Annotated in this window: 14 protein-coding genes; 8 read left to right on the forward strand and 6 right to left on the reverse strand. The window is 64.4% G+C overall.

Annotated features, from left to right (window positions below; genetic code table 11):
- The first annotated feature begins 89 nt into the window (after positions 1-89).
- Positions 90-1,055 carry a complex I NDUFA9 subunit family protein gene (locus BLV07_RS08255; RefSeq protein ID WP_091882400.1) on the forward strand — a complete coding sequence of 322 codons (966 nt, stop codon included), beginning with the start codon at positions 90-92 and terminating at the stop codon, positions 1,053-1,055.
- Positions 1,056-1,205: 150 nt separating this feature from the next.
- On the opposite strand, the gene BLV07_RS08265 is transcribed toward BLV07_RS08255, so the two are convergent.
- The 3 genes from BLV07_RS08265 to BLV07_RS08275 form a co-directional block, all read right to left on the reverse strand.
- On the reverse strand, positions 1,206-1,946 hold the full coding sequence (locus BLV07_RS08265) for an SDR family oxidoreductase (RefSeq protein WP_091882403.1): 741 nt from the start codon (positions 1,944-1,946) through the stop codon (positions 1,206-1,208).
- Positions 1,947-1,949: 3 nt separating this feature from the next.
- Complete coding sequence (locus BLV07_RS08270; RefSeq protein WP_091882407.1) at positions 1,950-3,275, reverse strand: FAD-binding oxidoreductase; 1,326 nt, start codon at positions 3,273-3,275, stop codon at positions 1,950-1,952.
- 219 nt (positions 3,276-3,494) lie between these two features.
- Entirely contained in the window at positions 3,495-4,301 is an 807-nt protein-coding gene (locus BLV07_RS08275) for an undecaprenyl-diphosphate phosphatase (RefSeq protein ID WP_091882410.1), read from the reverse strand.
- A gap of 169 nt (positions 4,302-4,470) precedes the next feature.
- On the opposite strand from BLV07_RS08275, the gene BLV07_RS08280 reads away from it, so the two are divergent.
- The 3 genes from BLV07_RS08280 (at position 4,471) to BLV07_RS08290 (ending at position 7,285) form a co-directional block, all read left to right on the forward strand.
- A complete protein-coding gene (locus BLV07_RS08280) occupies positions 4,471-5,163 on the forward strand; it encodes a glutathione S-transferase family protein (protein WP_091882413.1) in 693 nt (230 codons plus the stop codon).
- Positions 5,112-6,287, forward strand: a complete 1,176-nt coding sequence (queG, locus tag BLV07_RS08285) for a tRNA epoxyqueuosine(34) reductase QueG (protein WP_091882416.1) — start codon at positions 5,112-5,114, stop codon at positions 6,285-6,287. Before BLV07_RS08280 ends, queG begins: the two co-directional genes overlap by 52 nt.
- A gap of 200 nt (positions 6,288-6,487) precedes the next feature.
- Positions 6,488-7,285 (forward strand): acyl-CoA thioesterase domain-containing protein, encoded by a 798-nt coding sequence (locus tag BLV07_RS08290; RefSeq protein WP_091882419.1) that lies wholly within the window; start codon positions 6,488-6,490, stop codon positions 7,283-7,285.
- A 37-nt stretch (positions 7,286-7,322) separates the two neighbouring features.
- Here BLV07_RS08290 and BLV07_RS08295 read toward each other — a convergent pair whose 3' ends face one another.
- Both BLV07_RS08295 and BLV07_RS08300 read right to left on the reverse strand, forming a co-directional pair.
- The gene (locus BLV07_RS08295; RefSeq protein WP_176945410.1) at positions 7,323-7,790 is read right to left on the reverse strand and encodes a nuclear transport factor 2 family protein; all 468 of its coding nucleotides are present in this window, start codon (positions 7,788-7,790) and stop codon (positions 7,323-7,325) included.
- 140 nt (positions 7,791-7,930) lie between these two features.
- Positions 7,931-8,731 carry an alpha/beta hydrolase gene (locus tag BLV07_RS08300; RefSeq protein ID WP_091882425.1) on the reverse strand — a complete coding sequence of 267 codons (801 nt, stop codon included), beginning with the start codon at positions 8,729-8,731 and terminating at the stop codon, positions 7,931-7,933.
- A gap of 250 nt (positions 8,732-8,981) precedes the next feature.
- On the opposite strand from BLV07_RS08300, the gene infC reads away from it, so the two are divergent.
- Positions 8,982-9,521 carry a translation initiation factor IF-3 gene (gene infC / locus BLV07_RS08305; protein ID WP_091883021.1) on the forward strand — a complete coding sequence of 180 codons (540 nt, stop codon included), beginning with the start codon at positions 8,982-8,984 and terminating at the stop codon, positions 9,519-9,521.
- A gap of 235 nt (positions 9,522-9,756) precedes the next feature.
- Here infC and BLV07_RS08315 read toward each other — a convergent pair whose 3' ends face one another.
- Positions 9,757-10,152, reverse strand: a complete 396-nt coding sequence (locus BLV07_RS08315) for a hypothetical protein (protein ID WP_091882429.1) — start codon at positions 10,150-10,152, stop codon at positions 9,757-9,759.
- 275 nt (positions 10,153-10,427) lie between these two features.
- Here BLV07_RS08315 and rpmI point away from each other — a divergent pair, with 275 nt between their 5' ends.
- From rpmI to pheS, 3 genes are all read left to right on the forward strand, one after another.
- Positions 10,428-10,628: a 50S ribosomal protein L35 gene (gene rpmI, locus BLV07_RS08320; protein WP_008539890.1), complete on the forward strand. Its 201-nt coding sequence runs from the start codon at positions 10,428-10,430 to the stop codon at positions 10,626-10,628.
- Positions 10,629-10,708: 80 nt separating this feature from the next.
- On the forward strand, positions 10,709-11,068 hold the full coding sequence (rplT, locus tag BLV07_RS08325) for a 50S ribosomal protein L20 (RefSeq protein ID WP_027528250.1): 360 nt from the start codon (positions 10,709-10,711) through the stop codon (positions 11,066-11,068).
- Positions 11,069-11,255: 187 nt separating this feature from the next.
- On the forward strand, positions 11,256-12,338 hold the full coding sequence (gene pheS, locus BLV07_RS08330) for a phenylalanine--tRNA ligase subunit alpha (protein ID WP_091882432.1): 1,083 nt from the start codon (positions 11,256-11,258) through the stop codon (positions 12,336-12,338).
- The last annotated feature ends 161 nt before the right edge of the window (positions 12,339-12,499 follow it).

The following is a 12,499-nucleotide window of genomic DNA, read 5'->3' on the forward strand; positions in this document are numbered from 1 at the left end:
AAGGCTGCTTCGGGATGCCGATTGCGCATCGCAAACCGGCCCGATACAAGGCCTGACAACACGTTACCCCACCTGCAGGAACCTACCCCATGGCATCGAATCTGGACACGCTCGTCACGGTTTTCGGCGGATCGGGGTTTTTGGGCCGGAATGTCGTCCGCGCCCTGTGCAAGCGCGATTACCGGATCCGGGTGGCGGTGCGGCGGCCGGAACTGGCCGGATACCTCCAGCCCTCCGGCAAGGTCGGGCAGGTCCACACCGTGCAGGCGAACTTACGCTACCCGACCTCGGTCGAGGCCGCGCTGCGTGATTCGCATGTCGTGATCAACCTCGTGGGCGTCCTCACCGAGGGCGGCCAGCAAACCTTTGACGCCGTCCAGGCCAAGGGTGCCGAAACCGTCGCCAAGGCGGCGGCGGCCGCCGGCGCCAGCCTGGTGCATGTCTCCGCCATCGGCGCCGACGCCAAATCGCCCTCGCGCTATGCCAAGGCCAAGGCGGCCGGGGAGGAGGCGGTAAGGGCAGCCGTGCCGTCGGCGACGATCTTCCGTCCCTCCTTGATGTTCGGGCCCGAGGACCAGTTCACCAACCGCTTTGCCGCGCTGGCCCGGATTTCGCCGGTGCTGCCGCTGATCGGCGGCGAGACCAAGGTACAGCCGGTCTATGTCGCCGACGTCGCCACCGCGATCGCCGATGCCGTCGACGGCAAGGCCAAGCCGGGCGCGACCTACGAGCTCGGCGGGCCGGACGTGCTGACCATGCGCGAGATCATCGAGGCCATCCTCGCAATCACCAATCGCGAGCGGATGCTGATCCCGCTGCCGTTCGGGCTCGCCCGCTTCAAGGCCAACTTCCTGCAATTTGCGCCGGGCGCGCTGAAGCTGACGCCGGACCAGGTCACGATGCTCGAGCTCGACAATGTCGTGTCGGATGCGGCGAAGGCGGCGGGCCTGACGCTGGAAGGGCTCGGCATCACCCCCGATTCGCTCGACACCATTGCCCCGCAATATCTCTGGCGTTTCCGCGCGGCGGGCCAGTTTCAGCGCAAGAGCGCGTGAGGTTGACACCTCTCCCGCTTGCGGGAGAGGTCGCCGCGAAGCGGCGGGTGAGGGCTTTCTCGTCATCGGGAGTCTCTCTGTGGAGACACCCTCTCCCCGACCCTCCCCCGCAAGCGGGGGAGGGAGCAGACCGCCGGTGCGGCGACAACGTCAAAACTTCAGCTTCTTGAAGACCGCTTCCGGCAGCGTCTTGATGATCAGCATCACGAGGCGCCATTTGCCGCTGACATAGACGACGTCGGTTTTGCTCTCGACGGCTTGAAGGATCGCATCGCCGACCACCGACGCTTCGACCGTGAGCGGGCCGATCAGCTTCATGCCTTCCGTCATCTTGGTGCGGACGAAGCCGGGCTTGACGGTGACGACGTGCACGCCACCGCGGCTGGCGCGGGCACGCAGGCCCGACAGGAACGCGGAGAAGCCGGCCTTGGCCGAGCCATAGACATAGTTCGAGGCGCGGCCGCGATCGCCGGCAACGGACGACACGCCGACGATCGTGCCATTGCCGCGGCCTAAAAACTTTTCGGCGAACAGGCCGAGGATCAGCGACGGGCCTTCGTAGTTGGAGCGCATGATCGTGGTGGCGTGGGCGAGATCGCTCTCGGCCTTCTCCTGCACGCCGAGCAGGCCGACGATCGAGACAACGACGTCCGGCAACGCCGACAGGCCGCCGACAAAGCTCTCGAACGACGCAGTGTCGAGCACATCGAATTTATGGAGTCCGACCTCGATGGTGTAGCGCGCGCGCAGATCGGCGGCATCAGGCTCCAGCAAGGCGACGTCGCGGCCGGCGAGGCCGACATCGTATCCCGCTTTGGCAAAGGCGCGCGCGGCGGCGCGGCCGATATCGGAGGAACCACCCAGCACCAATACGGACTTGCGTGACGTCACGGCCTAGACCTCATCAAACAGGCGTTGTGAAAGTTTCGAGCGGATGGTCCCCGCGGGATCGAGCGATTTGCGGATCGCATTGAAGCGCGACAAGGCCGGATAGCCGGCCGCGAACGTCGCGCGCGACTGGCGCGCATCCTTGGCGAGATACAGCCGGCCGCCGGCAGCGACGACCAGGCGATCGATCTCGTCGAGGAAATTCAGGATGTCGCCCTTCAGCGGGAAATCCAGCGCCAGCGTGTAGCCGGGCAGCGGAAACGACAGGATGCCGTCGCCTTGCCCGAGCTTCTTGAGCACGGCGAGGAAGGAGGCATCACCGCGCCTTGCGACGCGCTCGAGGATGTCGCCGAGCACGGCGCGCGCGCCCTGCTCCGGGATCACGCATTGATGCTGCAGGAAGCCGCGCTTGCCATAGATGCGATTCCAGTCTTTGAGGCTGTCGAGCGGAAAGAAATACGGATAGAGCGAGACCACCTGGCTGCCGCCGGCGCGCCGCGCGCCCATGCGGTAGTACAGCTCATTGAAGGCGCGGATGCTGATGCGGTTCAGCGTCATCGAGGGCAGATCGACTGGCACACGGAGGCCGGGCTCTTTGCCGACGGGAAATGCAGCGGCGCCAGCGGCGAGCTCGTCTTTGCCGGCGTGCTCGCCGAGATAAATCAGCGCGCGGCCGAGATCCTTGCCGCGCGCGACACAATCGATCCAGGCCACCGAATAGGTCGCGGAATCGCTCGCATCGAGCGCGCGCATCGCCGCGTCGAGGTCGGATGCGGAGATCACCCGCTCGCGGATCCATCCCGTTTCGGCCGGCCGCAACCGCATGGTCGCCTCGAGGATGATTCCGGTCAGGCCCATGCCGCCGATAGTCGCAAAGAACGCATCGGAGTTCTGCTCGCGCGAGGCTTCGATCACCTCGCCCTGTCCGGTTCGCAGCAAAATACTCTCGACATAGCGGCCGAAGCCGCCCTCACAATGATGGTTCTTGCCATGCACGTCGGCCGCAATCGCGCCGCCGATCGACACGAAGCGCGTGCCGGGCACGACGAAGGGCAGGAAGCCGCGCGGGCCGAAGGTCTCGATCAGGTCCGACAGCAGCACGCCGGCCTCGAGGCGGATGCGTCCGGTCGCCGGGTCGAACCACCTGACCCGGTCGAACCCCGTCATCGCGACGGTCCTGGCGGCGCCGATCGCGGCATCGCCATAGGCGCGGCCATTGCCGCGCGCGACGGTGCCGGCCGAGACGGCCTCGCCGACCGCCGCGAACGAGCGCGGCCGCAGCACATCGCTATCGACGACCGGGAAACGCCCCCAGCCGCTGACGAGGGTCATGGTTCAGCTCCTGTGCCAGGCTCCGCCCGGCGCTAGAAACTGACTACCGATCAAAAGCTTATTTTGCGTTGAAAACGCTCTTCCAGCCTCGCGGCGTAGCCCGGATGGAGCTGGCGCATCGGCGCGAAGCGCCACCCGATGGCGCAATCCGGGATCGTGCAGCAAGCGACGCCGGCCCCGGATTACGCTTGCGCTCCATCCGGGCTACAGCCAGGCGCTTTAGTGCCCCAGCGCCAGCGCGATCAGGCCGAGCGTGCCGACGATGACGCGCCACCAGGCGAACAGCATGAAACCGTGCCGAGTGACGTAGGTCAAAAACGTCTTGACCACGATGATCGCTGTGATGAACGACACCACGAAGCCGATCGCGACGATGTTCATGTGGTCCATCGTCATCTCGGAGCGGTTCTTATAGAAATCGTAGGCGAACGCGCCGATCATGGTGGGGATGGCGAGGAAGAACGAGAACTCCGCCGCCGCGCGCTTGTCCGCACCGAGCAGCATGGCGGCCACGATGCTGGCGCCGGAACGTGACACGCCCGGGATCATCGCCACGCACTGCGCGATGCCGATATAGAGATACATCAACAGCGGAAACTTGGTGGCATCATACTCGCGCGGCTTGAGCTCGAGCCTGTCGACCCAGAGCAGGATGGCGCCGCCGACGATCAGCGTGAAGCACACGACCCACGGATTGAACAGCATGAGCTTGATGTACTTGCCGGCGACGAGGCCGACGATCACGGCCGGCAGGAACGCCACCAGCACGCCGATCACGAAGCGGCGCGCATAGGCATCGCCCGTGAACAGGCCAATCGCGACGTCCCAGAGCTTCTTGAAGTAGAGCCCGACGATCGCGAGGATCGCACCCAGCTGGATCAGAACCGTAAACGAATCCCAGAAGGCTCCTTCGCCGAGGTGGAAGAAGCGCTCGGCAAGCAAGAGGTGGCCGGTCGAGGACACGGGAAGGAACTCGGTCACACCCTCGATGATGCCGAGGATCACTGCCCGTATTACATCTGACATATTTACGGTCCATTTCGGCTGGAAAAGCGGGGCTCTTCTCGCCTATTCGCCCCCATGCCGCAATCGCAAAATGCGACATCACGCCCTTGCTTCGCGGTTTTGAGGAACTAGTGTGGCGCCGCACAAACATTGATGGATTCTTAAGCACCATCAAATAGTCAAAGGCTTCATGTTTACGCTGTTTCATCATCCGTTCTGCCCGCATTCGCGCTTCATCCGCCTGATCGCGGGCGAATACGGGCTCGACCTGAAGCTGGTCGAAGAGCGCAGCTGGGAGCGGCGCGAGGCGTTTCTGCTGCTCAATGCGGCCGGCACGACGCCGGTTCTGGTGGACGATGAGCAGCCGCCCATACCGGGCGCGGCGATCATCGCCGAATATGTCGATGAGGCCCATGGCGCCGAGATGGGACCCAAGCGCCTGATGCCGCAAACGATCGGCGAGCGGGTCGAGGTGCGCCGGCTGATGGCCTGGTTCAACGAAAAATTCTTCGAGGAGGTCTCGCACCCTCTCGTCACCGAGCGCATCTACAAGCGGTTCATGAGCGAGGAGGACGGCGGCGGCCCGCCTTCGGCCGACGTGATGCGCGCCGCCAAGGCCAATGTGCGCTATCATCTGGCTTATATCGGCTGGCTGGCGCAGACGCGTAACTTCCTCGCGGGCGACCGGCTCACCTACGCGGATCTCGCCGCCGCGGCGCATCTCTCGGCGATCGACTATCTGGGCGACGTGCCATGGGGCGAGGACGACGCAGCAAAGGCGTGGTACGCGCGGGTGAAATCCCGCCCGTCGTTCCGTCCGCTCCTCAGCGAATGGCTGGCCGGCGTGCCGGCGTCGCGGACTTACGTGGACCTGGATTTCTGAGCTCCGATCCGGCTGAACTGAAGACGGCGCTTACGCGCGAAGCCCGCGCGCTCGGCTTCGACTGCATCGGCATCACCGCACCGGGCACGATCGAGAGCGCTGGAAAATATTTCCTCGAATTCATCGCCTCGGGCGGTCATGGCGACATGGACTGGCTTGCCGCAAGCCCTGAACGCCGCGTCGATCCGCGCGGGCTGTGGCAGGACGTGCGCTCGGTGATCATGCTCGGCGTCAATTACGGCCCCGACCAGGATCCGCTTGCGATCCTCAAGCAGAGCACACGCGCGGCAATCTCGGTCTATGCGCAGGGCGATGACTATCACGACCTCATCAAGAAGCGGCTGAAGGCGCTGGCGCGCTGGCTGGTCGCGACCGCGCCGTCCGACGTGAAGGTGTTCGTCGACACCGCGGCGGTGATGGAGAAACCCTTGGCGCAAGCCGCACATCTGGGCTGGCAGGGCAAGCACACCAATCTCGTCTCGCGCGAGTTCGGCTCCTGGCTGTTCCTCGGCGCGATCTACACCACGCTGGAGCTGCCGCGCGACGATGCGGAGATCGATCATTGCGGCTCGTGCCGCGCCTGTCTCGACATCTGCCCTACCGCGGCGTTCCCCGCGCCCTATAAGCTCGATGCGCGGCGCTGCATCTCATATCTCACCATTGAGAACAAGGGACCGATCCCGCACGAATTTCGCAAAGCCATCGGCAATCGCATCTATGGCTGCGACGATTGCCTCGCCGCCTGCCCCTGGAACAAGTTCGCGCAGGAGGGGCGCGAGACCAAGCTCGCCGCGCGCGACGAATTACGCGCACCCGGCCTCGCTGAGCTGGCACGGCTCGACGATGCGGCGTTTCGCGCGCTGTTCACAAAGTCGCCCGTGAAACGCATCGGCCGCGATCGTTTTGTGCGCAACGTGCTGATCGCGATTGGCAACTCCGGGGAGGTGGCGCTGGCTGCGGAGGCGCGGCGATTGCTGCAGGATGCGAGCCCGCTGGTGCGCGGAGCTGCGGTGTGGGCGCTAGCGCAGTTGATGTCGAAGGAGGAGCTTGCGGCGATGAAGAGCGCTGCGTTGAGCGGAGAGTCCGACGATAGCGTGCGTGAGGAGTGGCGCGCCGCCTCCTAACTCTCGGTGTCATGGCCCGGCTTGACCGGGGCATCCAGTACGCCGCGGCTTCTCGACTCAATCACTGCCGTCTCGGAGTACTGGATCGCCCGATCAAGTCGGGCGATGACAGCGGTTGTTGTGGCTTGAGCGGCGCGCACCCGACCCTCATGCGACACCCACTCTTGATTTCCTCACCTGTTCCCGCACAGTCGCGCGTCATGACAAATATGCCTTTCTTCACCCGCGACGGCGACACATTCCATCCGACGGAAGTCGCCAACGGCCCGTGGGATCCGAAATCGCTGCACGGGCGCGTCATCATCGGCCTGCTCGGTTTCGCCATCGAGGAGCGCTATTCCGGCCCCGAATTCGTGCCGGCGCGGCTCACCGTCGACATGTTTCGGCTGCCGACCATCGACAGGCCGATCGAAGTGACGACGCGGCTGGTGCGCGACGGTCTGCGCATCCGCGTGGTGGAAGCGGAGTTCGTCTCCGGCGGCGTCAGCATGGCGCGCGCCTCGTGCCAGCTGTTGCGGCGAACGCAGAATCCGGAAGGCAACGTCTGGTCGCCGCCGAACTGGGACGCGCCGAAACCGGCCGACATTCCAAAGCCGACCGATCCCAAGCTCGGCATGAACGGCAAATGGACGACGCGGCCGATCGTCGGCCATATGGGCTCGCTCGGACCGCGCCGGCTCTGGATGAGCGAGGTGCGCGAGCTCGTTGCGGGCGTGCCGATGACGCCGTTCGTCCATGTCGCTGTTGGTGCCGACTTCGCCAGCCCCTTTGCCAACGCCGGCGACAAGGGGCTCGGCTACATCAACAGCGACGTCACGATCTATCTGCACCGCCTGCCGGTGACGAAGTGGATCGGCTTCGAGGTGGTGAATCACCACGCCACCGACGGTGTGGCAATCGGCGAATGCTGGCTCTATGACGAAGAGGGCCCGATCGGCACCGCGACGGTGGCGGCGCTGGCGCAGCGCAAGCCGATGGTGAATCCGTCGAAGCGGTAGGAGCGCGCACCGGAATGACGAGTGGAGAGAGCGGCGCTCAACCAAGATGCCGCTGCATCTCCGGCCGCGCCTTCAGCTCGGCGCCCTGCTTGGCGACGATCTTCACAATCCGTTCCGGCGCAAATTTCAGGTCGACAAACGCAGGCGCGGTGTTGGCGACCTCGTGATAGCTGGCGATCTTGCTGCCCGTCAGCGTCATGATCGCCACGCCCTCAAACATCGCCCGCGCGCCGTTCGCTTCCGGCAGGGTCGAGCGATAGCTGAAGGTGTAGCGCGCGTAGAGCGTGGTGCCGTCCGATACGGGATTGTGCATGTCCCAGCGGAAATCGGTCGCCGTGCGATAGAACCAGTCGTCGATCATTTCGGCGATCTTGGCGCGACCGGCGAAGGCACCGTAGAACACGTCGTGGTAAATGCCGTCCTCGGTGAACAGTTCGGCGAAAGCCTTGCCGTTGCGCTGCTCGACGGCATCGCAGAAGGCGCGCAGCATGGCGGTGGTGGTCATCGGCGTTGCTCCCAATTTCTGTCATGCCCGCGAAGGCGGGCATCCAGTACGCCGCGGCCCATCGGCTCAATAACGACCGCTGGTGGAATACTGGATCGTCCGCTTTCGCGGACGATGACACCGAGTGTTTAGAGACAACTTCACTCGATCTCCGCGACCGCTGCAAGAATGCGCGCGATGTCCTGTGGGCGGGAGAGGCGGTGATCGCCGTCCTGGATCATGGTCAGCACGACGTCGTCGGCCGGCAGACGATGCGTCAGCGCGAAGGCGTGCTGCCACGGCACATCGGGATCTTTCGCGCCTTGCAGGATGCGAACGGGGCAGCCGAGATCGATGGCGCTGCCGAGCACGAGGTGATTGCGCCCCTCCTCGATCAGGTTTCGCGTGATCGGATAGGGCGAGCCGTCGCCATAGTCCGACGGCCGCATCCAGACGCCTTTGGTCTCGATCTCCTTCTTCACCGCGGGCGAGAAATTCTTCCACATCAGCGCCTCGGTGAAGTCGGGCGCCGGCGCGATCAGGACGAGACCGGCCAGCGAGGCCTTGGCTTGCTGTTGCTCTTGGCGCTTCTTGATCTCGCGCGCGAGCAGCAGTGCCATCCAGCCGCCCATGGAGGAACCGATCAGGATTTGCGGACCGTCGCAGAAGCGCTCGAACACCGCGACGCTCTCCTCCAGCCAGCGCCCGATGGTTCCATCGGCGAACTCGCCGCCGGATTCGCCGTGACCGGAATAGTCGAACCGGACCACGGCGCGGCCGTGCTCTCTGGCCCACGCATCCAGCGCCAGTGCTTTGCCGCCCTGCATGTCCGATTTGAATCCACCGAGCCAGACCAGCCCGGGGACCGTTCCCCCACGGCGGCGCACCGCGATCCTGCGCGCGGACGGGCCCTCGCCGACATCAATGAAGTCGAGCACGGTATCGGGAATTGCATTGGTCATGGAACGTTTACTCTGGCTGTGCGGTTTGAGCTGTTTGGTCGCGCCCCGCAGCTCAATTCGGTGTCGGCATTGGCCCTTTGGGACGCTTGCGGAACAGAAACAAGGTGTCTATGTCGTCTGCGTGCCAACGGGCGTGACCAAAATGCCTCGCATTTGAGGGTTTTTCGCGTCTCGCACGAGCGACTTGCTTGCCGGCAAACGCATCTTCCTTCAAAATGGCCGCTTCCTTCACAACTTTGGAGAACCACCCATTCGCCGTCCTAATAAAGCTCCGCCCGCTGCCAGCAAAGACGGGCCCCGCATCAATGATGATATTCGCAATGCGCAGATCCAGCTGATCGATCAGACCGGTGAGAACAAAGGCACGGTCGAGACCGTCGTCGCCATCCGGATGGCCCAGGACGCGGGCATGGATCTGGTCGAGATTTCGCCGAATACTAGCCCTCCCGTCTGCAAGATCATGGACTACGGGAAGTACAAGTATTCCGCGCAGAAGAAAGCCGCCGAAGCCCGCAAGCGGCAGAAGACCGTCGAGATCAAGGAGATCAAGCTCCGCCCGATGATCGACGATCACGATTACGACGTGAAGATGCGCGCGATGCAGCGGTTCTTCGAAGAGGGCGACAAGGTCAAGATCACGCTGCGCTATCGTGGTCGCGAAATGGCGCACCAGGAGATCGGCACCAAGCTTCTGGACAAGATCAAGACCGACGTCGCCGAGCTCGCCAAGGTCGAGCAGGACGCAAGGTTCGAAGGCCGCCAGGTCGTGATGGTGCTGGCGCCGCGCTAACGCCGGCTTGTTAGGATCGAGAGTTCAACGGCCCGTCCGGATCTCCGGCGGGCCGTTTTGTTTGGGGCGAGGTGCCAGCCGCGAGCGCTGCTGCAACCTCTCCCGCTTGCGGGGAGAGGTCGCGCCGAAGGCGTGGGTGAGGGCTTCTTCCTCTTGGGGGTTCTCGCTTGCGGAAACACCCTCTCCCCAACTCTCCCCCGCAAGCGGGGGAGGGAGCACATCGAACGCTTGGCGCCTACGTCCTCGTCGCCTGCCAGGTGCCGCTGCACTGGTCGCCGGAGATGATGCCCCTCCACGAACCGGCGCCGTTCATGCCGGCGAGCCGGCCGCCGCCGTTGGCGTGGGAGGCGCCGACCGAGACCTGGACCGCCACAGTGCCTCCGCGATTGATCTTGCCGGACACCCGGCCGCCGCCGGCAGACGATACCCGGCTGCCGGTGACGGTGAAGGGAACGCTGTAGCCGGAACTGCAATTGCCCCTCGTGGTGGCGAAGGTGACGTTCCAGATGCCGTCATAGCCGCCGGCGCCGGCATCGGCAGTCGACGGCACCATGGCGGCGGCAAGCACGGCGAGCAGCGCCAGGCGGCGCGGGCGGGCAAAGGTGGAAATCGATTGCGGGAAATGGGCCATTTTGGTCCTGCTCCGGACATGAAGGCGTGGACATTGGGGGTGGCAACTTCAAATAGTCGGCGGGCAGGTTCCGGCGGTTCATCGTTGCCATTTGGCTCCCGCTCTGTCATAAGCCCAGCCTTCATCGCCCGGCTGATTAAGGGCTGCCGTGGCGGTGTACCGTGCGGGTTTCGCGCTTGTTCGTAAAACCTGAGCACAATCAACGCTCTAACGAGCATTTTAGACGGCCAGCCGCCTTCACGGGCGGATTTCTGTTGTGGCCATAGGAGAGCCAAATGCCCAAGCTGAAGACCAAATCGGGCGCTAAAAAGCGCTTCAAGGTGACTGCCACCGGCAAAGTGATGCACGCCCAGCGCGGCAAGCGTCACGGCATGATCAAGCGGACGAAGAAGCAGATCCGTCAGCTCCGCGGCACCCGCGTGCTGTTCAAGACCGACGGCGACAACGTCAAGAAGTACTTCTTGCCGAACGCCTGATCGCGTCCACGATCACTGCCATCTCGCGCCGCATTCGCGCGGCGATCCGAAAACCAAGTCATCTCTGAAGGATTTCTGTCATGTCTCGCGTCAAACGCGGTGTGACCGCCCACGCCAAGCACAAGAAAGTCTACAAGGCCGCCAAGGGTTTCTACGGCCGCCGCAAGAACACCATCCGTGCCGCCAAGCCGGCCGTGGAGAAGGCCGCGCAGTACGCCTTCCGCGACCGCAAGCGTCGCAAGCGCACCTTCCGCGCGCTGTGGATCCAGCGTCTCAACGCCGCGGTGCGTCCGTTCGGCCTGACCTACAGCCGATTTATCGACGGCCTTGCCAAGTCGGGCATCACCGTGGACCGCAAGGTGCTGTCGGATCTCGCGATCCGCGAGCCCGCCGCGTTCCAGGCGATCGCCGAGAAGGCCAAAGCTGCGCTGGCGGCGTAAGCCGTCTTCCACTGTGCTCTGCGCAGCATTCAGCTTGTGATAGCCCGGGTAGCGGCGCGTCTCGCGCTTTACTGCCCCGGCCGTCATCTCTTGCGCAAACACACTTCTCCGACGTGGATGCCCGGCAGAGTGCCGGGCGGGACGGGCTAGGATCATCGGCTCAGCATCCTGGCCAAAAGGGATTGCCATGACCGATCTTGCTCAGCTCCAAGCCCAGATCACCGCCGACATCGCCGCCGCCACCGACGAGGCGGCGTTAGAGGCCGTGCGCGTCGCAGCCCTCGGCAAAAAGGGCTCGATCTCGGCGCTGCTCGCAACGCTCGGCAAGATGTCGCCGGACGAGCGCAAGACGCAGGGCGCCGCGATCAACCAGGCCAAGGACGAGGTCACCCAGGCGCTCGCGTCGCGGCGCGACGTCTTGAAGTCGGCGGCGCTCGATGCCCGGCTTGCTGCCGAGACCATCGACGTTACCCTGCCGCCGCGCGATGCGGCGGCTGAAGCCGGCCGCATCCATCCGCTGAGCCAGGTTTGGGACGAGCTGACCACGATCTTCGCCGACATGGGCTTCTCGGTCGCCGAAGGTCCCGACATCGAGACCGACGACTACAACTTCACCAAGCTGAACTTCCCGGAAGGCCATCCCGCGCGCGAGATGCACGACACCTTCTTCTTTCATCCGAAAGAAGATGGCTCGCGCATGCTGCTGCGGACCCACACCTCGCCGGTGCAGGTACGCACCATGCTGAGCCAGAAGCCGCCGATCCGCGTGATCTGCCCGGGCCGCACCTACCGCATCGATTCGGACGCGACCCACACGCCGCAATTCCACCAGGTCGAAGGCCTCGTCATCGACAAGCACTCGCATCTCGGCCACCTCAAATGGATCCTGCATGAGTTCTGCAAGGCATTCTTCGAGGTCGACCACATCAACATGCGCTTCCGCCCGTCGTTCTTTCCCTTCACCGAGCCGTCGCTGGAAGTCGACATCCAGTGCCGCCGCGACAAGGGCGAGATCCGCTTCGGCGAGGGCGAGGACTGGCTCGAGATTCTCGGCTGCGGCATGGTGCATCCGAACGTGCTGCGCGCCTGCGGCATCGATCCCGACGAGTACCAGGGCTTTGCCTGGGGCATGGGCATCGACCGCATCGCCATGCTGAAATACGGCATCGCCGATCTGCGCCAGCTGTTCGACAGCGACGTCCGCTGGCTATCCCATTACGGCTTCAAGCCGCTGGAGGTGCCGACGCTGGCGGGAGGATTGAGCACGTGATGGCGACGCTCGGTCACAGGAAGACTCTCTCCGTTCCCTCCGTGGAGAGAACCCTCTCCCTGCCCCTCCCCCGCAAGCGGGGGAGGGAACGGATGGAGCCTGCGCGTAGCCTTTGTCTCATGGGTACGTATTCTGTGTCTGCTCGACAGGTCGAACTCCCT

Origin of the sequence: Bradyrhizobium sp. Rc2d, assembly GCF_900099855.1 — a bacterium.
Lineage (GTDB): Bacteria > Pseudomonadota > Alphaproteobacteria > Rhizobiales > Xanthobacteraceae > Bradyrhizobium.

What these genes read in the sequence shown, in the direction of transcription:
- BLV07_RS08255 (WP_091882400.1), top strand. Translation starts at nt 90, where the DNA reads ATGGCATCGAATCTGGACACGCTCGTCACGGTTTTCGGCGGATCGGGG.
- BLV07_RS08270 (WP_091882407.1), bottom strand. Translation starts at nt 3,275, where the DNA reads ATGACCCTCGTCAGCGGCTGGGGGCGTTTCCCGGTCGTCGATAGCGAT.
- BLV07_RS08275 (WP_091882410.1), bottom strand. Translation starts at nt 4,301, where the DNA reads ATGTCAGATGTAATACGGGCAGTGATCCTCGGCATCATCGAGGGTGTG.
- BLV07_RS08280 (WP_091882413.1), top strand. Translation starts at nt 4,471, where the DNA reads ATGTTTACGCTGTTTCATCATCCGTTCTGCCCGCATTCGCGCTTCATC.
- queG (WP_091882416.1), top strand. Translation starts at nt 5,112, where the DNA reads ATGGCTGGCCGGCGTGCCGGCGTCGCGGACTTACGTGGACCTGGATTT.
- BLV07_RS08290 (WP_091882419.1), top strand. Translation starts at nt 6,488, where the DNA reads ATGACAAATATGCCTTTCTTCACCCGCGACGGCGACACATTCCATCCG.
- BLV07_RS08295 (WP_176945410.1), bottom strand. Translation starts at nt 7,790, where the DNA reads ATGACCACCACCGCCATGCTGCGCGCCTTCTGCGATGCCGTCGAGCAG.
- BLV07_RS08300 (WP_091882425.1), bottom strand. Translation starts at nt 8,731, where the DNA reads ATGACCAATGCAATTCCCGATACCGTGCTCGACTTCATTGATGTCGGC.
- BLV07_RS08315 (WP_091882429.1), bottom strand. Translation starts at nt 10,152, where the DNA reads ATGGCCCATTTCCCGCAATCGATTTCCACCTTTGCCCGCCCGCGCCGC.
- rpmI (WP_008539890.1), top strand. Translation starts at nt 10,428, where the DNA reads ATGCCCAAGCTGAAGACCAAATCGGGCGCTAAAAAGCGCTTCAAGGTG.
- rplT (WP_027528250.1), top strand. Translation starts at nt 10,709, where the DNA reads ATGTCTCGCGTCAAACGCGGTGTGACCGCCCACGCCAAGCACAAGAAA.
- pheS (WP_091882432.1), top strand. Translation starts at nt 11,256, where the DNA reads ATGACCGATCTTGCTCAGCTCCAAGCCCAGATCACCGCCGACATCGCC.